20 protein-coding genes are annotated in these 21,757 nt (G+C 72.2%); 6 read left to right on the top strand and 14 right to left on the bottom strand.

Going from position 1 to position 21,757, the window contains the following annotated elements; translation table 11 throughout:
• The coding region (locus tag AC6EUL_RS21575) for a tetratricopeptide repeat protein (protein WP_499872605.1) at positions 1-2,773 on the top strand (2,773 nt) is incomplete at its 5' end.
• Between the two features lie 162 nt (positions 2,774-2,935).
• Entirely contained in the window at positions 2,936-3,373 is a 438-nt protein-coding gene (locus AC6EUL_RS21580; RefSeq protein ID WP_056217143.1) for a DUF3429 domain-containing protein, read from the top strand.
• 129 nt (positions 3,374-3,502) lie between these two features.
• Here AC6EUL_RS21580 and pdeM read toward each other — a convergent pair whose 3' ends face one another.
• From pdeM to AC6EUL_RS21595, 3 genes are read right to left on the bottom strand one after another with little or no spacing between them, the layout of a single operon-like run.
• Complete coding sequence (gene pdeM / locus AC6EUL_RS21585; RefSeq protein ID WP_056350395.1) at positions 3,503-4,216, bottom strand: ligase-associated DNA damage response endonuclease PdeM; 714 nt, start codon at positions 4,214-4,216, stop codon at positions 3,503-3,505.
• Between the two features lie 43 nt (positions 4,217-4,259).
• Entirely contained in the window at positions 4,260-6,791 is a 2,532-nt protein-coding gene (locus AC6EUL_RS21590) for a ligase-associated DNA damage response DEXH box helicase (RefSeq protein WP_499872618.1), read from the bottom strand.
• The gene (locus tag AC6EUL_RS21595; protein ID WP_499872608.1) at positions 6,788-7,750 is read right to left on the bottom strand and encodes an alpha/beta hydrolase; all 963 of its coding nucleotides are present in this window, start codon (positions 7,748-7,750) and stop codon (positions 6,788-6,790) included. Before AC6EUL_RS21595 ends, AC6EUL_RS21590 begins: the two co-directional genes overlap by 4 nt.
• Positions 7,751-8,082: 332 nt before the next feature.
• Here AC6EUL_RS21595 and AC6EUL_RS21600 point away from each other — a divergent pair, with 332 nt between their 5' ends.
• A complete protein-coding gene (locus AC6EUL_RS21600; RefSeq protein ID WP_056217156.1) occupies positions 8,083-8,430 on the top strand; it encodes a DUF6460 domain-containing protein in 348 nt (115 codons plus the stop codon).
• Positions 8,431-8,501: 71 nt separating this feature from the next.
• Here the strand turns inward: AC6EUL_RS21600 and AC6EUL_RS21605 are convergent, their stop codons facing one another.
• From AC6EUL_RS21605 to AC6EUL_RS21630, 6 genes are all read right to left on the bottom strand, one after another.
• Complete coding sequence (locus tag AC6EUL_RS21605) at positions 8,502-9,167, bottom strand: L,D-transpeptidase (protein ID WP_056217160.1); 666 nt, start codon at positions 9,165-9,167, stop codon at positions 8,502-8,504.
• 191 nt (positions 9,168-9,358) lie between these two features.
• Entirely contained in the window at positions 9,359-10,222 is an 864-nt protein-coding gene (gene nadC / locus AC6EUL_RS21610) for a carboxylating nicotinate-nucleotide diphosphorylase (protein WP_499872610.1), read from the bottom strand.
• A gap of 68 nt (positions 10,223-10,290) precedes the next feature.
• A complete protein-coding gene (locus tag AC6EUL_RS21615; protein WP_499872611.1) occupies positions 10,291-11,835 on the bottom strand; it encodes an L-aspartate oxidase in 1,545 nt (514 codons plus the stop codon).
• On the bottom strand, positions 11,832-12,857 hold the full coding sequence (gene nadA / locus AC6EUL_RS21620; RefSeq protein ID WP_056269690.1) for a quinolinate synthase NadA: 1,026 nt from the start codon (positions 12,855-12,857) through the stop codon (positions 11,832-11,834). The genes AC6EUL_RS21615 and nadA overlap by 4 nt, the downstream gene beginning before the upstream one ends.
• A 154-nt stretch (positions 12,858-13,011) precedes the next feature.
• On the bottom strand, positions 13,012-14,010 hold the full coding sequence (locus AC6EUL_RS21625; protein ID WP_056217172.1) for an NUDIX hydrolase: 999 nt from the start codon (positions 14,008-14,010) through the stop codon (positions 13,012-13,014).
• A gap of 158 nt (positions 14,011-14,168) precedes the next feature.
• The gene (locus tag AC6EUL_RS21630; RefSeq protein ID WP_056269684.1) at positions 14,169-14,732 is read right to left on the bottom strand and encodes a sugar O-acetyltransferase; all 564 of its coding nucleotides are present in this window, start codon (positions 14,730-14,732) and stop codon (positions 14,169-14,171) included.
• A 155-nt stretch (positions 14,733-14,887) separates the two neighbouring features.
• On the opposite strand from AC6EUL_RS21630, the gene thiE reads away from it, so the two are divergent.
• From thiE to AC6EUL_RS21645, 3 genes are all read left to right on the top strand, one after another.
• Positions 14,888-15,598: a thiamine phosphate synthase gene (thiE, locus tag AC6EUL_RS21635; RefSeq protein WP_056382427.1), complete on the top strand. Its 711-nt coding sequence runs from the start codon at positions 14,888-14,890 to the stop codon at positions 15,596-15,598.
• A 29-nt stretch (positions 15,599-15,627) separates the two neighbouring features.
• Positions 15,628-16,434, top strand: a complete 807-nt coding sequence (thiD, locus tag AC6EUL_RS21640) for a bifunctional hydroxymethylpyrimidine kinase/phosphomethylpyrimidine kinase (protein ID WP_056217182.1) — start codon at positions 15,628-15,630, stop codon at positions 16,432-16,434.
• 86 nt (positions 16,435-16,520) lie between these two features.
• A complete protein-coding gene (locus AC6EUL_RS21645; RefSeq protein WP_056217184.1) occupies positions 16,521-17,150 on the top strand; it encodes a helix-turn-helix domain-containing protein in 630 nt (209 codons plus the stop codon).
• Positions 17,151-17,178: 28 nt separating this feature from the next.
• Here the strand turns inward: AC6EUL_RS21645 and AC6EUL_RS21650 are convergent, their stop codons facing one another.
• From AC6EUL_RS21650 to AC6EUL_RS21670, 5 genes are all read right to left on the bottom strand, one after another.
• A complete protein-coding gene (locus AC6EUL_RS21650) occupies positions 17,179-17,772 on the bottom strand; it encodes an ABC-type transport auxiliary lipoprotein family protein (protein ID WP_056269677.1) in 594 nt (197 codons plus the stop codon).
• Positions 17,773-17,875: 103 nt separating this feature from the next.
• Entirely contained in the window at positions 17,876-18,958 is a 1,083-nt protein-coding gene (locus AC6EUL_RS21655; protein WP_056217193.1) for an MlaD family protein, read from the bottom strand.
• Positions 18,959-19,026: 68 nt separating this feature from the next.
• Positions 19,027-19,749 carry an ABC transporter ATP-binding protein gene (locus AC6EUL_RS21660; protein WP_347379762.1) on the bottom strand — a complete coding sequence of 241 codons (723 nt, stop codon included), beginning with the start codon at positions 19,747-19,749 and terminating at the stop codon, positions 19,027-19,029.
• Between the two features lie 125 nt (positions 19,750-19,874).
• Complete coding sequence (locus AC6EUL_RS21665) at positions 19,875-21,017, bottom strand: ABC transporter permease (protein WP_056217196.1); 1,143 nt, start codon at positions 21,015-21,017, stop codon at positions 19,875-19,877.
• Positions 21,018-21,077: 60 nt separating this feature from the next.
• Positions 21,078-21,757, bottom strand: a 680-nt coding sequence (locus tag AC6EUL_RS21670; protein ID WP_499872616.1) for an MFS transporter, incomplete at its 5' end; no start/stop codon positions are given.

Genomic DNA, 21,757 nt, shown 5'->3' on the forward strand with positions numbered 1-21,757 from the left:
GGCCGCCGCCCCGGCCCCGGTCTCGAACGCCGCCCCGACCCTGGCCGCCCCCGTCATCGCCGAGCTCCAGAGCGAGACGGTGCGGCTGCGCGAATCGATCGGCAGCCTCGCCAGCAGCCGCGACGTCGGCGCGCTGGAGACGGCGATGCAGACCCTGGCGGCCGGTGTCGAGAAGGCGCAGGCCCCCGGCGACCTCGCCGCCATCGCGGCCCCCATCGAGGCGATCCGTGTGCAGGTCGAGCGCCTGGCCGAGGACGTCGCCGACAACGTTCACGCCCGCGTCGCCGCCGATGTCGAGCGCCTGGCCGCCAAGATGAACGGCACGTTCCAGGGCGCGCCCTCCGGCATCGCCGAGCAGGACGTGGTCGCGGGGCTGTTCCGGGAACTCGACGAGATCCGCCGCCTGATCGGCGCCCTCGCCGGACCCGAGCGGATCCAGAGCCTCGCCAACGGCCTCCAGGCCATCAGCACCCAGATTTCGCAGCTCCAGGCCGGCATGCCCGGCGAGACCGCCAGCATGGCGGAGCTCCGCCCCCTGCTGGAGGAAATCCGGATCGGCCTGCGTTCGAACGCCGAGGCCGGCATCGGCGAGCAGATCCAAGAGATGGGCGCCAAGCTCGACGCCCTGCGCGGCGCGGGCCCCATGGCCGCCCACCAGGATTCGGACGTCATCCTGCACCGGATCGATGCCCTGTCGGAGAAGGTCGACCGGGTTAGCATCAATCCCGTGGGCGACCTGATCGGACGCCTCGAAGACATTGGCGCGACCCTGCGCCGGCCGGCACTGCCCGACGAGAACCTCGCTTCGATCCACGGCATGCTGCACGAGCTGACGGTCAAGCTCGATCGCATCGGCACGGGCGAGGGGCCCCGCGACGAGGGCCTCGACGCCCTGGAGCAGCAGGTCCTGGCGCTGGCCGAGCGCATCGACACCCGGGACGCCGATCCGGCCCTGGCCGGGCTCGAGCGCACCATGACCGACCTCCTCGACCAGGTCTCGGCCCTGCGGGCCGAGGCGCCGATGGAGGCCGCCGTCGAGCGCGCCGCCCGCAACGCGGTCGCCGAGACCATGGGCGCGGCCGCCGAGACCGGCGAAGTCGCCCTCCTGCGGGCCAGCCTGGCGGATCTGCGCGCGCATCAGGTCGCCTCCGAGCAGCGGATGCAATCGACGCTGACCGGGGTCTACTCCGCCCTGGAGCGCCTGGTCGGCCGGATCGGCACCGGCGACACGGATGCCGCCCTCCTGACCGGCGCCCGGACCCCGCGGGACGCGTCCGCGAAGGACATCCTGGCCCGGGAGATGCTGGCGCGGGATCTGGCGTCGCGGGACACGGCCAAGGAGTCCCTCCGGGAGCCGGGCGCCGAGCATCTCGCCGGGGGGGCACCGTCGCGCCGGCCGGATGCGGCCCGGACCGAACGCCCCCTGGTCTCGGGTCCCGATCTTCCGCTGGAGCCGGGCGCCGGACGCCCCGGTCGTGAGCGCCCGGGCAGCCGGGTCGAGGCGAGCGAGGCCGCGGGCGCGGCCGACAGCGACATCAAGACCAGCTTCATCGCCGCCGCCCGACGTGCCGCGCAGGCGGCGCAGGCAGAGGCCGCCGGGCAGGCCGAGGCGCAGGAGGGCGACGGTGTCCGCACCGGTCCCGACGCCGCGCGCCGCGACGGTCGCCTCGCGCGCTTCCGCGACGGCATCGACCGCCGCCGCAAACCGCTCCTCCTCGGCCTCGCCGCAGTGGTGCTCCTGCTCGGCGCTCTCCAGGCCGTGACCGCCCGCCGGACCGCGGACACCGCGTCATCGGGGACCGAGCCGGTCGCGACGCGCTCGGCGCCCGCCGACATCGCGGCGGCGGCACCCGATGCCGGCCCCGCAGCCGAGGCGGCCGCCAAACAGCCGGACGCCAAGACCCAGGACGCCAAAGCGCCGGATGCGAAGGGCGCGACGCCCGCCCCGGCCGATCCGCAGACGACGCAGAGTCTCTCCGAAAGCCCGCCCGCCAAGGGCACGGTGCCGGCCGTGGCCGCTCGGTCCGCGGTGCCGCGCGTGACGACGATGGCCGGACTGACCGCGGACCTCGCGGCGGTGCCGCCGAACCTGGTGAAGCTGCGCCAGGCCGCCCTCGGCGGCGACGGCGCCGCCGCCTACGACCTCGGCATGCGGGCGGCCGAAGGGCGCGGCATGACGCGCGACCCGGCGCTCGCCGTGAAGGTGTTCGAGCAGATCGCCGCCAGCGGCTTCGCGCCGGCGCAGTACAAGCTCGGGAGCCTGTACGAGAAGGGCGTCGGCGTGACCCGCGACCTGGCTCAGGCGAAACTCTGGTACGGCCGTGCCGCCGAACTCGGCAATGCCCGCGCCATGCACAACCTCGCGGTGATCTACGCCGAGAACCCGGCGGCCGGCGGCAAGCCCGACTTCGCCACCGCCTCCCTCTGGTTCAAGCGCGCGGCCGAGCTCGGCGTCCGCGACAGCCAGTACAACCTCGCGGTTCTCTACGCCCGGGGGATGGGCGTGCAGCAGGATCTCGGACAGTCCTTCCTGTGGTTCTCGGCCGCCGCCGCGCAGGGCGACGAGGACGCCGCGAAGAAGCGCGACGACGTCGCCTCGAAGCTCGACGCGAAAGCCCTGGGTGCCGCGCGGGCGCAGGTCACGGCCTTCAAGCCTAAGGTGCCGGAGCCCGCGGCCAACGAGATCCCGGCCCCGCTGCCGACCGAGAACACGATGAGCCTGCTCGGTGCGGCGCCGCCCTCCGGCAACGTTCCGCCGGCCCGCCGGATCTGAGCGGCCGCGCGGGGGATGCGAGCTTCTGACGCCCTCCCGCTTTTGCGCCGAACCCCCGGTTCCCGGCGTTGTCGCAGCGGTGATCGCCGGACCATCGTGGTCGGGTGACCCATTTCGAAGCGCAGGTCGCCTCCATCGGGCGGCCCGACAAGCGGAGAGCCGATGGCGCGCGTGACGACGGTTCCACCGGCCGCCCTGATCCTGGGGATCGCCGGGCTGATTCCGTTCCTGGGCTTCGCCCTCCTCGCCTATAGCGGCTCCGATGGCGGCCTCGGCACCATCGGCCTCAGCCCCCGCCTCATGCTCTCCACCTACGGCGCCGTCATCGCATCGTTCCTCGGCGGCATCCGCTGGGGCGCGGCGGCCGCGCGCAATTCGGGCGGCGCGGACTACGCCATCGCGATCCTGCCCTCGCTGATCGCCTGGGCGGCCCTCGCCGCCCCGATGCCCTGGGATCTGCGCATCCTCGGCATCCTCGTGCTGGCCTGGGGCCTCATCGATCAGGACCTGCCGCGCCGCGGCCTCGTCCCGGTCTGGCTCGGCCGCCTGCGCCTGGCCCTGTCGGGAGTCGCCGGGGTCTCGCTGCTCATCGCGGCCTGAATCCCGCTCGGCTCCTCGCACCGTGTCCGGTCGATCGCTTCGGTTGGCTCGCTCGGAACGGGCCCCGTCTCCCGAAAGGAGAGGGGACCGGCGCACTGAAAACGCCGGAAGTCTCGACTGGAGAGAGGCTCAGTCCTTGCTCAGCATCGCCTTGCCGATGGCGAAGACGCGGCCGTCGCCGAGGAGGTGCGCCGTGAAGCCGGCCGGAAACAGCGGCTCGAAGGCGGCGTTGCGCACGTTGAGCCCCCCCGCATAGGCGCCGAAGGCCGGCATGATCAGCCGGCGCCCGTCGGTGACGAAGCAGCGCCGGCGCACGGCCCGCCCGCGCATCGCGACCTTTCCGCAGGGATGCAGATGGCCGGAGACTTCGCCCTCCGGGGCATCGACGGTCGGTTCGTGCCGCAGGGTCAGGGCGCCCACCGTCAGCGTCTCGGCGTAGCGGCCGCCGACGCCCTCGCTGACCGCATGGTCGTGGTTGCCGGCGATCCAGACCCAGTCGCGCCCCTCCTGCAAGGCCGCCACCATGGCGCGGTCGCCCGGCTCCATGCGCTCCGGTCCGCGGGAATCGTGGAAGGAATCGCCCAGCGCGACGACGCAAGCGGGGTCGAGCCGCGCGATCACCTCGTGCAGGCAGGCCAGGGTCTCGCGGGTGTCGTAGGGCGGCAGGAACTGCCCGGAGCGGGCCGCATAGGCTGAGCCCTTCTCCAGATGGAGGTCGGACACCACCAGGGTGCGGTGCGGGGCGAGCCAGAGGCCGCCGCAGAGGTCGAGGGCGAGGGTTTCGCCGGCGAGGGTCAGGCCGGGGGCCCGGATGGTCTTCTCAAGTCTCTGGCCGAGCGCCAAAACCGCGTCCTCTGCGTTCGGGGCAGGGCGTTTCACCACGCGCTCAGGCCAGCGCTTCTTCGAGCAACTGCGCCTCGGCTTCGGCCAGAATCTCGTCGGCGCCCTCGCCGTAGACCCGTTCGCGCCCGATCTCGAGCATCACGGAGACGGAGAGCGGCGAGACGCGATCGAGCGCCTTGTGGATGATTCGCCCCTGGATGCGCCTCAACATCATACCGAGGCGCTTCACGTCGAGGAGTCCGGTTGCCGCATCCTGCCGCGCCGCCTTGAGCAGGAGGTGGTCCGGCTGGTGCTTGCGCAGCACGTCGTAGACCAGATCGGTGGAGATCGTGACCTGCCGGCCGGTCTTGGCCTGGCCCGGATAGCGCCGCTCGATCAGCCCGGCGATCACGGCGCACTGCCGAAAGGTACGCTTCATCATGGCGGATTCGTCGAGCCAGGCCTCGAGGTCGTCGCCCAGCATGTCCTCGGCGAACAGGGTCTCGAGGAAGTCCGGTTCCCGGCCGATGCGTTCGCCGACATCGCGGTTGAGCCAGATGGCGATGCCGTAATCGTTGGCAGCAAAGCCCAGAGGCCGCATCCGCGCCCGTTCCAGGCGGCGGGTGAGCAGCATGCCGAGGGTCTGGTGCGCGAGCCGCCCCTCGAAGGGAAAGGCCGTCAGGTAGTAGCGCCCGGCGCGGGGAAAGGTCTCCACCAGCAGTCCCGTGGGACCGGGCAGGACCGAGCGGGTCCGCTGCTGCAGGAGGTAGTCCGAAACCTGGCGCGGCAGCCGGTCCCATTCGAACGGATCGGCGATCAGGGCACGCACCCGCGCCGCCAGGAAGGTCGAGATCGGGAACTTCGCCCCCGCATAGGACGGGATCGCCGGGTCGGTGCCCGGCCCCGCGCGGGTCGCCAGGGCCTCGTCCTCGGACAGGCCCTCGAAGCGCAGCACCTCGCCGGCGAACAGGAACGTGTCGCCCGGCGTCAGGGTGTCGGCGAAGTCTTCCTCGATCTCGCCCAGCACCCGGCCACCGCGGGGCAGGATCGCGCCCGGCTTGCCGCGCACGCCGCGGGCGAGCCGGACCTTCACCTTGGCCGATTCGACGATGGTGCCGACGTTCATCCGGTATTGCTGGGCGATGCGGGCATCGCGCACCCGCCACAGGCCGTCCGGCCCGCGCAGGATCTTGGCGAAGCGCTCGTAGGCCCGAAGGGCGTAGCCGCCGGTGGCGACGTAATCGACCACCGCCTCGAAATCCTCCCAGGACAGGGTGGCGTAGGGGGCGGCCGAGACGATCTCGGCGTAGAGCTGCACCGCGTCGAAGGCATCGGCACAGGCCATGCCGAGGACGTGCTGGGCCAGCACGTCGGGGGCGCCGAGGCGGGCGTCGGGCGTGTCCTGGGCGGCGGCCTCCACGGCGTCGAGGGCGGCCTGGCACTCGAGCATCTCGAACCGGTTGGCCGGCACGAGATAGGCCTTTGACGGCTCGTCCATGCGGTGGTTGGCGCGGCCGATGCGCTGCATGATCCGGCTCGCCCCCTTGGGGGCGCCGATATTCACCACGAGGTCGACGTCGCCCCAGTCGATGCCGAGGTCGAGGGTGGCGGTGCAGACGATCGCCCGCAGCTGGCCCGCCGCCATGGCGGCCTCGACCCGCCGGCGTTGGGTGGCATCGAGCGAGCCGTGATGCAGGGCGATGGGATAGTTGGCGTCGTTGATGCGCCAGAGTTCCTGGAAGGTGTACTCGGCCTGGAGCCGGGTGTTGACGAAGACCAGCACGGTGCGGTGCCGCCCGATCAGGTCGTAGATCGCCGGCATCGCCTGCCAAGCGGTATGGCCGGCCAGGGGCAGGGTGAGGCCGGTCTCCAGCATGTGGAGGTCGGGGGCGGCGCCGCCCTTCACCACCACGAGCTCGGCCATGGCCGGGCCGCCCTCTTCCGCTTCGGTGGAGGAGGGGGGGTGTTGCGGAACGAGATACCGTCGCAGCTCGTCCGGCTCGCGCACGGTGGCGGAGAGGCCGATGGCCGTGAGCCCGGGGCTGAGGTGGTGCAGGCGCGCGAGCGCCAGGGACAGGAGGTCGCCGCGCTTCGAGGTGACGAGGGCGTGCAGCTCGTCGAGGACGACGCAGGACAGGCTGGCGAAGAGGTCCGCCGCCTCGCGATGGGCGATGAGCAGGGCGAGCTGCTCCGGCGTGGTCAGCAGGATGTCGGGCGGTCGCGCGATCTGGCGGGTGCGCTTGTGCGAGGGCGTGTCGCCGGTGCGGGTCTCGACGCGGACGGGAAGGCCCATCTCGGCGATGGGCGCATCGAGGTTGCGGGCGATGTCGACGGCCAGCGCCTTCAGGGGCGAGACGTAGAGGGTTTGCAGGCCCCGCGGCTTCGCCGAGGCCGGCCGCGCCGCCAGGGCCGTGAGGCTCGGCAGGAAGCCCGCCAGCGTCTTGCCCGCGCCCGTCGGCGCCACGAGGAGCGCCGAGCGGCCGCCCCCGACGATGTCGAGGAGTTCGAGCTGGTGGGGCCGGGGCGTCCAGCCGCGCGCGGCGAACCACGCGGCGAAGCGTTCCGGCAGCGGGGATGCGACCGCGCGCTTGCTCAGGCCAGGGCCATCAGGAAGCGGTCGATCAGCTCCAGCGCCCGCTCGGTCATCGCCCCGGGATAGCGCACGAAGATGTGGCAGCCGCCCGGATAGATCGCCGTGTGTCCGCCGTTGCCGGCGGCCGCCCAGCGGGCCGACATGTACAGCGTGTCGTCGAGGAGCGGATCGTGGGTGCCCACGGTGAACAGGGCCGGCGGCAGGCCCTTCAGGTCGGCATAGACCGGGGAGACGTCGGGACGGCGCCGGTCGATGCCCTCGCGGACGTAGTCGTTGGCGAAGTTGGTGAGGTCCCAGGTGTTCACCACCAGGCGCTCGTCGCCCCAGTTGCGCACGCTCGGGGTGAGGCCGAGGTCGAAGAAGCCGGCATTGAGGTTCGCCCCCCGGAAGGCGCGGGGCAGGCCGTGCCTGTCGCGCAGCCGCAGGAGCACCATCACGGCGAGCTGCGCGCCGGCCGATTCGCCTCCGATGGTCAGGGCGGAGATGCCGAACTCCGCCCGGCCGGGACCCGCGAGCCAGAGGGCGGCGGCCTCGCAATCCTCGAGGGCCGCCGGGTAGGGGTGCTCGGGCGCGAGGCGATACTCCACCGACAGGCAGACGAAGCCGCAGACGTCCGCGATGCGCTCCAGCCACGGGTCCTGCTCGTCGGCCGAGCCCCAGACCCAGCCCCCGCGATGAATGTGCAGGTAGGCGCCGCGCAGCTTCGACCATTTCCGCGCATCGGGGCGGATGACGCGCAGCTGCAGGGGGCCGGCGGGCCCGTCGATGGTCAGGATCTCGGCCCGGGCGCTGCGCGGCATGGCCGGCGAGGCCTGCGTGCCCTGGCGGCGGCGCGCCCGGACCTCGGTGATGGGGATCGACCAGGGATCCGCCTGCGCGGCATGCGCGGCCACGATCTCGGCGTTCAGGCGCTGGGTCTCGGGGTCGATCATCGCCGGATCGAACAGGGCGTGGTCGATCATGGAGCGGTTCGTTTCATGGACGGGTCAGTCTGCGGGGCGAGGGTCGGTCGGGGACGACGCAGATCGCATCGTTAAGATGGGACCCTGCACGCGACGGTGCCATCCGTCCCCCGTGCGAAAACGCCGAACGCTCTCGCATGTGTCGTGTTTCGTGCAAACTGTGTCGCCCGCGTCACGGTTCCGCCGGGTTCGCCGGGTTGAGAGGCGGCACCGCCCGGCCCGAGGGCACGGCCCGAAGACCCGGCCGAGAGCACGGTCAAGAACACCGCCAAGAACACCACCAAGAACCCGGCCAAGGACACGGCGAAGAACATGGCCAAGGATAGGACCCGATGACGCTCGACCACGATCCGCGCCGCCCGCCGCCCTACGGGGGGCAGCCCTATGCCGGCGCACCGATCCCGGAGCCGGGCCGGCGCTCGGCCCTGCGGCGCTTCCTCGGCGGCTCGCCCGCCGCCGTCTTCATGAAGCTCCTGTTCCTGTCGGTGCTGGTCGGCGCCGTGATGGCGACCCTCGGCGTCACCCCCGGCCTGCTGTTCTGGCACGCCTACGACGCGGTGCGGACCCTGATCGACCTCGGCCTCGCCACCTTCCACGATTTCGGCCGCTGGATCCTGGCCGGCGCGGTCGTGGTGGTGCCCCTCTGGCTCCTGTCGCGCTTCTTCGCGGTGTCGAAGTAGCGCGTCGCCCACGAGAAAGGGGCCGGTGTGTCCACCGGCCCCTCGGGAAAGTCAGGATGCGTACGGCGCGTTCAGCGCTGGACGATGACCTTCGCGCCGACCTTGGCGCGGGTGTAGAGGTCGGCCACGTCGTCGTTGGTCATGCGGATGCAGCCCGAGGACACGGCGGTGCCGATCGTCTCCGGCTCGTTCGAGCCGTGGATGCGGTAGATCGAGTTGCCGAGATACATGGCGCGGGCGCCGAGCGGGTTCTCGATGCCGCCCTTCATGAAGCGCGGCAGATCGGGGCGGCGGCGCAGCATCTCGGCCGGGGGACGCCAATCGGGCCACTCGCGCTTCATGGTGATGGTCTGCACGCCACCCCAGGTGAAGCCCGGGCGGCCGACGCCGACGCCGTAACGCAGGGCCTTGCCGTCGCCGAGCACGTAGTAGAGGCGACGCTCGCCGGTGGAGACCACGATGGTGCCCGGGGCGTAGCCGCCGGCATAGGCGACTTCCTCGCGCTGGATCGCCGACATCTGCGGCACGGCCGAGGACGGAGCCATCGGGTCGGCGACGGGCAGGGAGGCGTTGGCGGTGGGGAGCGCGACGGGCTCGTTCTGCGGCCGCACCCGGATGACCAGGGCGTTATCCAGCGGCTGACGGGTGAGCGGGTCGATCTCGTAGGCGGCGGCGGGCGACGCCCACGCGCCCAGCGCGCAGACGAGCCCGGTCAGGGCGGGGGCGAAACGGCGCATCGGAGCCTCTCAAAGGCGAACGTAGTCTGTGGAAACGACTTGGAAAACTTGACGCACGTTACGGTGCGAAGTGTGCCCAAGACGTAAACGCTCACGCTTCAAAGCCAAGCCGAATTCGCACTGCAACGACGCTTGCCGCCGCGTCGTGATTTCATGGCAACACCGTGGCACCTTGGCCGTGCGGGCGTCCCTCAGACGGCGTCGAGGCCGAGGTCGATGATCGGCGCGCTGTGGGTGATCCAACCGCACGAGATCAGGTCGACGCCGGAAGCCGCCACCGCGCCCACGGTGTCGCGGTTGATCCGGCCCGAGGCCTCCGCGATGGCCCGCCCGTCGATCATCGCCACCGCCTCCGTGAGCTGCTGCGGGGACATGTTGTCGAGGAGCACCGCGTCGGCCTTCACCGAGAGCGCCTGCGCGAGCTGCTCCAGGGTGTCGACCTCCACCTCGATCTTCACGAGGTGGCCGGCATAGGCCCGGGCGCGCGTGATCGCCGGCACGATGCCGCCGGCGACGGCGACGTGGTTGTCCTTGATCAGCACGGCATCGTCGAGACCGTAGCGGTGGTTCGAGCCGCCCCCGGCGCGCACCGCGTGCTTCTCCAGGGCGCGCAGGCCCGGGGTCGTCTTGCGCGTGCAGACGATGCGGGCCTTGCCGTGGGGCCGGGCCGCCTCGACGAGGGAGGCGGTCGCGGTGGCGACGCCGGATAGGCGGCACAGCAGGTTGAGGGCGACGCGCTCGGCCGTGAGGATGGCCCGAGCCGGGCCGGCCAGGCGGATCACCACGTCGCCCGGCTTCACCCGGGTGCCGTCGCCCCGCTCCACCGTGACGCCGACGCTCGGATCGATCAGCCCGAAGGCGATCATCGCGGTGTCTACGCCGGAGATCACCCCGTCCTGGCGGGCGGCGATGACGCCCTCCAGGCGGGCGCTGGCCGGCACGATGGCGTCGGTGGTGATGTCGCCGGCCCGTCCGAGGTCTTCCAGCAACGCCGCGCGGACGATGGGCTCCACCATCAGGCGGGGCAGGGGAGGCAGCTCTGAGGGATCGGACATGGTCCAGCTTCCGGGATGGAGGACGAGGGCCGGCCCCGCCCCTGGGGACCGGACCGGGTTCGCGAGGCTCAGGCGGCGACGACGGCCCGGCCGGGCGCGACCGCTTCGGCCATCGCCCAGAGGTCGGACAGCGCCAGCTCGGTATGCACCGGCGCCTCCTGGGCGGGATGATCGCTGCGCCAGTGCGCGCCGCGGCTCTCCCGCCGCGACAGGGCCGAGGCCGCGATGGCGAGGCCGGTCAGGGCGACGTCGCAGCCGCCCCGCGCCGCCGGGGCGAGGTGGCGCACGGCCTCGGCGAGACCGTCCGCCGCGCGTACAACGCCCACCTGCCGCTCCATCACGGTGCGCAGGGCGTCGGGGTCGCCCTCGCTCTGCGGCGTCGTGGTCTCGGCGCGGGCCTGGCCCGGGGCCGGAACGGCGGCGGCGGCCTCGGCGATCGCCGGGGCGAAGGCCATCGCTTCGAGCAGCGAGTTGCTGGCGAGCCGGTTGGCGCCGTGCAGCCCGGTCGAGGCGACCTCGCCGCAGGCGAACAGGCCCGGCACGGTGCTGGCGCCGGTCGCGTCCACCTTCACGCCGCCCATGTGGTAGTGCGCGGCCGGCCGAACCGGGATCGCCTGGATTCGCGGATCGATGCCGGCCGCGGCGCAGAGGCCGGCAACCGTGGGAAACCGCGTGGCCATGCGGGCGCCGAGATCGCCGCGACAATCGAGGAAGACCCGCGCGCCGCGGGCCTGCGCCTGGAAGATGCCCCGCGCCACCACGTCCCGCGGGGCGAGATCGCCCCCGGCGATGCCCGCCATGACGGGCGCGCCGGTCTCGTCGATCAGCCGCGCCCCCTCGCCGCGCAGGGCTTCGGTGGCCAGGGGCATCGGATCGGCGCCGGTGGCGATGGCGGTGGGGTGGAACTGCACGAACTCCATGTCGCGCAGCACGGCGCCGGCCCGGACCGCCAGGGCGAGGCCGCGCCCGGTGGCCCCCCGCGGGTTGGTGGTCGAGGCATAGAGCGCCCCGACCCCGCCCGTGGCCAGAACGACGGCGCGGCCCGGCAGGGAGAAGCGCACGCCGTCGCGCTCGCAGACCACGCCGGCCACGGCGCCGCGGACATCCCGCATCAGGTCGCGGGCCGAGGCCACGAGGATGGTGACGGAGGGCGTGCGCGCGACAACCCGGACCAGGGTTTCCAGCACCATCCGGCCGGTGGAATCCCCGCCGGCCCGGACGATGCGGCGGCGGGAGTGTGCCGCCTCGAGGCCGAGGGCGAGGGCGCCGGCGGCGTCCCGGTCGAAGGGGGCCGCGAGGCCGACGAGCCAGTCGATCAGGCCGGGGCCGGCCTCGGCGACGCGCAGGGCCACGTCGGCTTCGGTCAGCCCGGCCCCCGCCGCCACCGTGTCGGCGGCGTGCAGGGCCGGCGCGTCGTCGCTCCCCATGGCGGCGGCGATGCCGCCCTGCGCCCAGCCGGTGGCGGTGCCGAACCCGAGGGGCGCGGCGGTGACCAGGGTGACGGGGCGCGGCGCGAGGCGCAGGGCCGTGGCGAGGCCGGCGATGCCGGCGCCGACCACGATGATCCGGTCCGAGCCCGGAAGCGCGAAGGAGACCGGGGCGTGCGCGTTCATCGCGTCCGCACCGCGAGCATGCGCTCCACCGCCATCCGGGCGCGCTCGGCGAGGGCGGGCTCCACCGTGACCTCCTCCGTCATGGTCTCCAGGGCGTGACGGATGTTCTTCAGGCTCATGCGCTTCATGTGCGGGCACAGGTTGCAGGGCTTGATGAACTCGATGTCCGGATTGGCCGCCGCGATGTTGTCGCCCATGGAGCACTCGGTCACGAGCACCACCTGCTTGGGCCGCTTCTCCAGGACGAAGTTCATCATCATCGCGGTCGAGCCCGAGAAGTCGGCCTCGGCGACCACCTCCGGCGGGCATTCCGGGTGCGTGATGACGGTGACGCCCGGATAGCTCTCGCGCACCTCGCGGATGTCGGCGGGGGTGAACTGCTCGTGCACCTCGCAATGGCCGGCCCAGGTCAGGATCTCGACCTCGGGCACCATCGCCTGGACGTTCTGCGCCAGGAACTCGTCCGGGATCATCAGCACGCGCGGCGCGTTCAGCGAGCGCACCACCTCGACGGCGTTGCCGGAGGTGCAGCACAGGTCGGATTCGGCCTTCACCGCCGCCGAGGTGTTGACGTAGGTGACGATCGGAACGCCGGGGTACTTCGCCCGCAGGCCGCGTACGTCCGCCGCCGTGATCGAGTCGGCCAGGGAGCAGCCGGCCCGGCTATCGGGGATCAGCACCGTCTTGCCCGGGTTCAGGAGCTTGGCCGTCTCCGCCATGAAGTGGACGCCGGCGAGCACGATGACGTCGGCATCCACGGTCACAGCCTCGCGGGCCAGCGCCAGGCTGTCGCCGACGATGTCCGCCACCGTGTGGAAGATCTCCGGCGCCTGGTAGTTGTGGGCCAGGATGACGGCGTTGCGGGTCTTCTTCAGTTCGAGGATCGCGGCGACGTCCTCGGCCAGGGCGGGCCACTCGATCGCCGGCACGTGACGGCTCACGCGGGCGTAGATGTCCGGCAGGGGAAAGCCCGCGGGAAGGCCTCGGGAAGCCGGGCCGATCGGGAGACTGGTCGCCGCCATTGACGCGTCCTCACTTATGCTCAAACTGAGCATTGTGCCGACTAACGTAGGCGGCCCCGATCGCGTTGTCCAGATATACAGGGTTTGAGCATAACGTTTTTGCGATGCGAAAATGACGCTGCACCGCGAATGTCATTCGGGTCCGGCAGGGGAGTCAGGCGGGGCGGCGGACCGGGCGCAGGCGGAAGCCCGGGGCCGGGCGCTCCAGCAGAACCTCGCGGCGGAAGCGCACCAGGCGGGCCGGGCGGCCGGTCGCGCCGCTGGTGACGTCGTCGGTTTCCTCCACCAGACCCTGCTGCGCCACGAGGCGGCGGAAGTTCTGCTTGTGCAGGTTGGTGCCGGACAGGGCCTCCACCGTGCGCTGCAGCTGGAAGAGCGTGAAGGTCGGGGGCATCAGCTCGAACACCACCGGGCGGTACTTGATCTTGCCCCGCAGGCGGCCGATCGCGGTGGCGAGCACCCGGCGATGGTCGAGGGCCATGGGCTGGCCGGTGATCGCGAGGTCGTCTTCGCGGGCCTCGCCGGACTGGCCCTGCGCCTCCGGGATCAACCCGGCCTCGAACAGCAGTTCGTAGCGCTCCAGCACCCGCTCCTCGTTCCAGGCGCCGCCGCAGAGGCCGAAGGTCAGGCCGAGGCGGTCCTCCCGCCGGCGGCGCAGCTTCGGGTCGGGCGCCTGCTCGGCCCAGGCCAGGAGCTGGGTCTCGATCTCGCCGAGGGATTCGGGCCGGCCCTCCCGCCAATCCTCCCAGGGCAGGTAGCGGTACCAGTTGCGCCAGGAGGCCTCCGCCAGTCCGCCGGGACGTACCTCGCGCACCAGGGCGAGATAGGCCACCGACAGGGAGTGCAGGCCGCCGGCATCGTCGCCCTGCCTGTCGCGGTCGCCGAAGGTGTAGAGCTGCTCGACGTAGCCGAGGCGCTGGTGGGTCTGGCGCTCGACCCAGGCGCGCAGGCCGCGCTCCAGCGTCGGGTGCTCGGGCACCAGGGGCCCCGCCGGGAGGCCGTCCGAGCGGCCCCTGGCCTGGCCGCCGACCTGGACCGTGAGGGCGCGCGGCTCGCCGTCGGTGGCGGCGACGATGACGGCCACGAGCCCGACGGCGGAGGGATTGGAGAGCGCCCCCTCCGAATCCCGCTGGGTCTCCTCCGCCGTGGTCACGCGCCCCGATCCCCGCCGCTATCCGTCTGGTCCGCCTTGCCTACCCCTGCTCATGGCACATCGCGGCGGCGTGATGAATGTGGAAAAACCGCCGCGGCGCATTCGTCCCAAGGGGGGTATCGGTGCATGCGCCCCGAGTCGGGATCGGGGCGGACGCCTCAGGGCTGGCTGCGGGGTAGGGCGCGGGCGGGGTTGCCCACCACCGTGGCGCCCTCGGGAACGTCGCGGGTGACGACGCTGCCGGCGCCGATGATGGCGTGGTCGCCCACTGTGATGCCGGGGAGCAGGATCGCGCCGCCGCCGATCCAGACGTTGCGGCCGATCCGGATCGGGCGGGCGAATTCGAGGCCGGCCTCCCGCGGGCCGGGCTCGCGCGGATGGTCCGGCGTGAGGATCTGGACGCCGGGCCCGATCTGGGTGCGGTCGCCGATGCTGACCGGAGCGCAATCGAGGATGACGCAGCCGAAGTTCAGGAAGACGTGGGCGCCCAGGCTGATGTGCAGCCCGTAATCGCAGTGGAACGGCGGCCGGATCACCGCGCCGTCGCCCACCGCGGCGAGGCGTTCGCGCAGGAGGTCGCGGCGGATCGCGGGGGTCTCCGCCAGGGCCGCGTTGTAGCGCTGCATCCAGACCTTGCAGGCATGGCTGTCGGCGTGAAGCTCCGGGTCGTCGGGATCGTAGATCTCGCCGGCGAGCATCTTCTGCTTCTGCGTGCGGTCCATGCGCGGAGCGTGTCCCTGTCTGTCTGGCTGGCGGTCGGGTTCGGGGGTGGCAACGCGACACCGCGCCGGAAAGCTCCGCCCGTGCCGGAGCTTCCGATCGCGGCGGCGCAGCCCTACAGTGCGGCACACCAGCGACGGAACCGGGGAAACGCAGCGTGATCGGACGGGACGAAGCCATCGGACGGGGCCGGCCGGTCGACCTACGGCTCTACGGCCTCCTCGATACCGGCGTCTCCGGCACCGACGGCGCGCGCCTCGCCGCGATGGCGGCGGAGGCCGTGCAGGGCGGGTGCACGCTCCTGCAGTACCGGGAGAAGGCGATCGCGGATGCCCGGGCGGCCCTGGCCCGCATCCGGGCGATCCACGCGGCGCTGGCGGGCACGGGGGTGCCGCTCCTGATCAACGACCGGGTCGACCTCGCCCTCGCCGCCGGCGTGGAGGGCGTGCATCTCGGGCAGAGCGACCTGCACCCGGCCGAGGCCCGCCGCCTGCTCGGCCGCGAGGCGATCATCGGCCTCACTCTGAAGACCGGCACCCAGGCCGACGAGCTCTACCGCCTGCCGGTGGACTACGCCTGCATCGGCGGGGTGTTCGCGACGACGAGCAAGGACAATCCCGACCCGCCGGTGGGGCTCGACGGCCTCGCCCGCATCGTCTTCCGGGGGCGCCTCGCCCGCGGCGCCGCCTTCCCCCTCGGGGCGATCGCCGGCATCGATTCCAGCAACGCGGCGGCCGTCATCGAGGCCGGGGCCGACGGGATCGCGGTGATCTCCTCGCTCTTTTCCGGCGAGTCGGTGGCCGGGCGCGCCCGCGACCTGCGCTTCCGGGTCGATTCGGCCCTCGCCGCGCGGGGCGTCGCGGCCTAAGCTGCGGAAAACGCCAGGATCTCCAAGCCATGACCTTCATCGCCGTCACCATCGCGGGATCCGATTCGAGCGGCGGGGCCGGCATCCAGGCCGACCTGAAGACCTTCGCGGCCCTGCGGGTCTACGGGGCGAGCGTCGTCACCGCCCTGACCGCGCAGAACACCCGCGGCGTCCAGGCCATCCACGACGTGCCGGCCGATTTCGTGACGGCGCAGATCGACAGCGTGTTCTCCGACCTCGCCGTCGGGGCGGTGAAGATCGGGATGCTGTCGCAGGTGGCCACCATCGAGGCGGTGGCGGCCGGCCTCGCCCGCCACGCGGGCCGGATCCCGATCGTGCTCGATCCCGTGATGGTGGCGACCTCGGGCGACCGGCTGATCTCGGAGGCCGCGGTGGAGGCCCTGCGCCGCCACCTCCTGCCGCTGGCCGACCTCGTCACCCCCAACCTGCCGGAGACCGCGACCCTGATCGGCGAACCCACCGCCGAGACCGAGAACGCCGCCGTGGCCCAGGGGCGCCGCCTCCTCGCCATCGGGGCCAGGGCCGTCCTGGTGAAGGGCGGCCACGGCGAGGGCGACGAGAGCGTCGACCACCTGATGCGCGGCGACGGCACGCTCCGGCGCTTCGCCGCCCCGCGCATCCGCACCCGCAACACCCACGGAACCGGCTGCACCCTGTCGTCGGCCGTGGCGGCGGGCCTCGCCCGGGGCCTGCCGATGGTCGAGGCGGTCGCGCAGGCCAAGCGCTACGTTTCCGCCGCCATCGCGGGGGCGGACGGTGTTCCCGTCGGGCACGGCCACGGCCCGGTGCACCATTTCCATGCCCTCTGGGTCTGACCGCGCCTTGCGTCGCCCCGCCGTTTGCGTTTGAAGTACCGCACAAGCGTCCGGTTAACGGAACGGACGCGCGGATCTCGGAACAGATGGACGACCAGGTGACGACGCCCGAGCGCGGGCGGCAGCGGGACATACTCACCGGGGCGCAGGTGCTCTCCGGGCAGCTCGGCAAGACGATCCAGCGCCTGCGCAAGGCCTACAACCTGTCGCTGTCGGAGCTGGCCGAGCAGTCCGGGGTGGCCAAGTCGATCATCAGCCAGATCGAGCGCAACGAGACCAACCCGACCCTGGCCACCATCTGGCGCCTCAGCCAGGCCCTCGACGTCTCGATCGAGCGGGTGCTCGCGACGAGCGACGAGGAGCCCTTCATCGAGAAGACCTCCCGCGCCGATACGCCGATCCTGGTCTCGGACGACGGCAGGGTCCGCCTCGCCATCATCGGCTGGATCAAGACCGTCGAGTGGCTGCAATGGTACGACCTGACCGCCGATCCGGGCGGCGTGCTCGATTCCGACCCGCACCAGCGCGGCTCGGTGGAGTCCCTGACGGTGACGTCGGGCCTGCTCGAGGTCGAGGTCGCCGGTACCGTCCAGCGCGCCCGGGCCGGCGAGACCCTGCGCTACCGCTGCGACCGGCCGCACACCGTGCGCTGCATCGGGCCGGAGCCGGCCAAGGCCATCATGGTCGTCATCATGAAGGCGGCCGTGATGGAATGAGGCCGGGAGGGCGTCGGCCCCACGAGCCTCAGCGGCCGGAATTCACCCAGGCCACCATCTCGCCCAGCACCCGCGCCAGCGCGGCATCGAGGCCCACGGCGGCGGTGCCGGCATCGACCTTCTGCACCGGCACGCGGGCGGTGAAGATCCGCGCCGCGATCACCTTGCCCGTGCCCTCCGCAATGATCTTGGCGGAGATGTCGACCACCGCCTCGCCGGAGCCGGCGGCGATGTCGAAGGCCCGGATCTCGCTGATGAGCTGGTAGTCGGACACGATCTTGTCGCCCGGGCGGCTCACCGACTTCAGGCGGCCGGAATTCTCCAGGCTCTGGATCAGCCGCGTCTGGATCAGGCGCGGCAGGCGGTCGGCCCATTGGCCGCCGCCGAGGAAGGACAGGGCTCCGCCCGGCTCGCGCACGATGATGCGGTCCGCCTCGAAGGGCTGGATGCCCACGGGCTCGGCCACGCTGAACGACCGGGCCGCGCCGACGGCCCGCCCGCTGGGGGGCAGCGCGGCGAGATCGAAGGTGAGCGGCACCGCGCCGCCGCCGCAGCCGCCGAGGCCGGTGGCGAGAAGCATCGCGACGAGCGCGGGGGCCGTCTGGTGAAGTGTCATACGCATTCCGGAAACCCGTCGCCGCACTGACGCACAGCGTGGCGGTAAACTAACTCAAGTCCGGAATGTTGCCGTGCGCCGCAGCACGCATGGCCGGGGAGCGGTTGCTTCAACGACCACCGTTGTATTCCGGCAACGATGGCTTGCCGCCGAAGATGACCTGCGACGGATCCCGCTCGAGGCTCTTCACCGTGCGGTTCAGGGTGTTGAGCGTGCGCTGGCCGTCGGTCGAGAGCGCCTCCACCTCGCGCCGTCCGGTGCCGCTCAGGCGGTTGAAGCTGGTGGCGATGTTCGAGGTCCGCTTGTCGAGGTTCTCGGAGAGGGTCCGGAAGGCCCGCCCGGCGTCGCGGACGGAGATCGCCGCCTCGCGCACCTCGGTGAAGGTGCTGGTGCCGGCCGAGCCGGAGGCCGAGCCGAGGAAGCCCTCGGCCCCCTTCAGGACGGCATCGACGCGGTCGGCGGAGGCGTTGAGCTTGGCCGCCAGGGACCGGGCGTCCTTGAGGGCGCCCTCGATGTCCGGGCTCCCGGCGGCGAGGGCGCTCGAAAACCGCTCGGCATTGTCGATCACGCGATTCAGCTTCTGGCCGTCGATCGCCTTCACGAGGCCACTCACCGCCGGCCCGGCCTCCGCGAGGGTCTTCGAGAAGGTTTCCACGTTGGCCAGGGTCCGGGTGATCGCGCCCTCGTTGCCGGCCACCACCTTGTCGAGGCGCTGGAGCACGTCGTCGGCGCGCTGGGCGATCTGCTTGGCCGCCGCCATCATGTCCTGGATGTCGGAGCTGTCGGCGAAGATCGTCGGCATCTGGTCGCCCGAGCCCGGCGTCAGGGCCGGGGCGTCGGCGTTGCCGCCCGACAGGGAGATCGTCGAGACGCCGGTGAGCATCGCCGAATCGAGGCGGGCGCGGGTGTCGGCGCGCAGGGGCGTGGTGCGCTCGACCTCCACGATGGCGACGACGCGGCGCGGGTCCTGCGGCAGCAGGCGCACGTCCATGACCTCGCCGACCTTGATGCCGTTGAAGGCCACGGTCGAGCCCTTGGCGAGCCCGCCGACGCTGCCGGAGAACACGATGCGCACGGCCTGCCGGACCTGGCTCCGGGACCCGCCCTGCAGCCAGAACACGAAGCCGAAGGCCGCCACCAGGACCGCGAGGGTGAAGGCGCCGATCAGCGCGTAATTCGCACGAGTCTCCATCGGATCAGCAATACCTTGACGGGGTGGGGCGCGGGCGGTGCGCGGCGGCACGCCATGGGCGGCGGGCGTCAGGCCGGCGCATGAGACGTGCCGGGCGAGACGACCGCGCGCCCGCGCTTGCCGTGGAAGTAGGCGCGCAGCCAGGGATGGTCGCTCGCGAGCATCTCCGCGATCGTGCCCTGCGCGATGATCTGGCCGTCGCCCAGGGCCGCGATGCGGTCGCAGGCGGTGTAGAGGCTGTCGAGGTCGTGGGTGACCATGAAGACGGTGAGGCCCAGCGTCTGCTTCAGGGTCGCCACGAGCTCGTCGAACTCCCCGGCGCCGATCGGGTCGAGGCCCGAGGTCGGCTCGTCGAGGAACAGGATCTCGGGGTCGAGGGCGAGGGAGCGGGCGAGGGCTGCGCGCTTGATCATGCCGCCGGAGAGTTCGGAGGGCAGCTTGTCGGCGGCATCCGGCTTCAGCCCGACCATCTCGATCTTCAGGCGGGCGAACTCGTCGAGGAGGCGGTCGGACAGGTTCAGATGCTCGCGCATCGGCATCTGGATGTTCTGCTTGACGGTGAGCGCCGAGAACAGTGCGCCCTGCTGGAAGAGCACGCCCCAGCGCTGCTCGATCTGGCGCCGCCGGGTCACGGTGAGGCCGTCCACGTCCTCGCCGAACACCTCGATGGTGCCGGCCCGCTTTGGCACGAGGCCGAGGATCGTCCGGGTCAGGACCGACTTGCCCTGGCCGGAGGGGCCGACGAAGCCCAGGATCTCGCCGCGCCGGATGTCGAGGTTCAGACCCTTCATCACGATCTTGCTGCCGAAGCCGACCACGAGATCGCGTACGCGGATGATCGGCTCCGGCGCGACCGCGGGCGCCGGATGGCTGAGGCTCGTCTGCGGGTGCGGGGCGGACACGTTCGGGCCGAGCCTCAGAAATCGATCGCAGCGAAGAAGACGGCGAACAATCCGTCGAGGACGATCACCATGAAGATAGACTTGACGACTGAGGCCGTGACGTGGCGGCCCAGGGACTCGGCCGAGCCCTCCACGGCGAAGCCTTCGATGGTCGCGATGATGCCGATGATGAGCGCCATGAACGGCGCCTTGATCAGCCCCACCGCCACGTGGTGCAGCGAGACCGCGGCCTGCAGGCGCGCCAGGAAGGCGTCGACGGTCATGCCGCCGTAGAGCGAGGCGGTGAGGCCGCCGCCGGCCAGGGCCGCCAGGGAGGCGAGGAAGGTCAGGATCGGCAGGCCGATCACCAGGGCGAGGATCCGCGGGACGATCAGGATCTCGATGGGATCGAGGCCCATGACCCGCAGGGCGTCGACCTCCTCGCGCATCCGCATCGAGCCGATCTCGGCCGTGAAGGCCGAGCCGGAGCGCCCCGCCACCATGATCGAGGTGAGCAGCACGCCGAGTTCGCGCAGGATCAGGAGCCCGATCAGGTTCACGACGAAGCTCTGGGCGCCGAAGCGCTGGAGCTGGAAGATGCCCTGCTGGGCGACGATGCCGCCCACGAGGAACGAGATCAGCACGATGATCGGCACGCCCCGGAAGGCGACCTGCTCGATCTGGTTGACGAGGGCGGTTCCCCGGAAGGTGCCGGGGCGGGCCGCGACCCGGATGCAGGCGGTGACGACCTCGCCGAAGAAGGCGAGCCCCGTGACGAAATCCGACTTCGCGCCGACCACGCGCCGCCCGAGATCGTCGAGGAAGCCGAAGAGGCGGCCGCGCCGGGGCGGCGGCGGTTCGGCGGGGCGCAGCTTCACCTCGCTCAGAAGGATGCGGTGCTCGGGCGTCGCGCCCGCATAGGCCAGGCGCCCGCCGGCGGCCTCGATCTCCGCGCGGGTCCGCTCCAGCACCCAGGCGCCGAGGGTGTCCAGGCGGGCGACCCCACTGAGATCGACGAGGAGGGCCGTGCCGGCGGCGCTGCCGGCGATGCGCGCGGCGGCGACCTCCACGGCCGCGCCCTGGTCGGCGGTCCAGCGTCCGGACAGGCCGACGCGACCGCCCGCGAGGATCGCGGCGTCGGCAGCTTCCGGAAGGGTCCTGATCTCGGCTCTAGCCAATGACGCCGCACTCCATGCCGCGGTCACGGTACACCGATCCGGGTTACCGGACGGTCAAGGTTAATCGGGTTGTCCTGCCCCCTGACCCACAATCGTGGTGCTGTGAAGGCTGAACGCGCGGGCGGCCTGCGCGGCGCGTGCCGCGAGGCACAAGCCGAGGCCGGCCAGGGGCACCATCAACACGAAGGCGAGAGGCCCGCCCCCGGCCTGGTAGGCGGCGCCGGTCATCAGGGTGGCGCTGGCCGAGGCGAGGGCGCCCGCGGAACTGACCGTGCCCTGGGCCCGCCCGCGGGCGCCGTCCGGGGCGAAGCGCGACACCGCCGCCATGGCGCCGAGCTGCGTCGCCCCGAAGGTGAGGCCGTGCAGGACCTGGAGGACGATCACCGCCCCGAGGCGATCCCCGAACGCGGCCATGCCGAACGCCCGCAGGAGGGCGGCACCGCCGCCGAGGCTGAGCAGGACGAAGGGGTTGCGCCAGCGCGCTGGCAGGCGGCCGACCACGGCGAAGAGCAGGATCTCGGAGGCGACGCCGATGGCCCAGAGGGTGCCGATCCACGCAGGGGCGATGCCGTGGGTGCTCCAGTGGATGCTCCCGAAGGCGTAGATCGCCGCGTGGCTCGACTGGATCAGGGCCGCCGCCCCGATCGAGAACCACAGGACGCGGGGCAGGGCGGGCCGGCCGGCCTGCCCCGCCGCCCGAGCCCGCGGCGGCGGCCCCCGAAGCTCCGCGCACTGCGGGA

This window comes from Methylobacterium sp. 001424705, assembly GCF_059816145.1.

Coding starts and splice junctions, on each gene's coding strand:
- AC6EUL_RS21580 (WP_056217143.1), top strand. CDS start 2,936: ATGGCGCGCGTGACGACGGTTCCACCGGCCGCCCTGATCCTGGGGATC.
- AC6EUL_RS21595 (WP_499872608.1), bottom strand. CDS start 7,750: ATGATCGACCACGCCCTGTTCGATCCGGCGATGATCGACCCCGAGACC.
- AC6EUL_RS21600 (WP_056217156.1), top strand. CDS start 8,083: ATGACGCTCGACCACGATCCGCGCCGCCCGCCGCCCTACGGGGGGCAG.
- AC6EUL_RS21605 (WP_056217160.1), bottom strand. CDS start 9,167: ATGCGCCGTTTCGCCCCCGCCCTGACCGGGCTCGTCTGCGCGCTGGGC.
- nadC (WP_499872610.1), bottom strand. CDS start 10,222: ATGTCCGATCCCTCAGAGCTGCCTCCCCTGCCCCGCCTGATGGTGGAG.
- AC6EUL_RS21615 (WP_499872611.1), bottom strand. CDS start 11,835: ATGAACGCGCACGCCCCGGTCTCCTTCGCGCTTCCGGGCTCGGACCGG.
- nadA (WP_056269690.1), bottom strand. CDS start 12,857: ATGGCGGCGACCAGTCTCCCGATCGGCCCGGCTTCCCGAGGCCTTCCC.
- AC6EUL_RS21630 (WP_056269684.1), bottom strand. CDS start 14,732: ATGGACCGCACGCAGAAGCAGAAGATGCTCGCCGGCGAGATCTACGAT.
- thiD (WP_056217182.1), top strand. CDS start 15,628: ATGACCTTCATCGCCGTCACCATCGCGGGATCCGATTCGAGCGGCGGG.
- AC6EUL_RS21645 (WP_056217184.1), top strand. CDS start 16,521: ATGGACGACCAGGTGACGACGCCCGAGCGCGGGCGGCAGCGGGACATA.
- AC6EUL_RS21650 (WP_056269677.1), bottom strand. CDS start 17,772: ATGCGTATGACACTTCACCAGACGGCCCCCGCGCTCGTCGCGATGCTT.
- AC6EUL_RS21655 (WP_056217193.1), bottom strand. CDS start 18,958: ATGGAGACTCGTGCGAATTACGCGCTGATCGGCGCCTTCACCCTCGCG.
- AC6EUL_RS21660 (WP_347379762.1), bottom strand. CDS start 19,749: ATGAAGGGTCTGAACCTCGACATCCGGCGCGGCGAGATCCTGGGCTTC.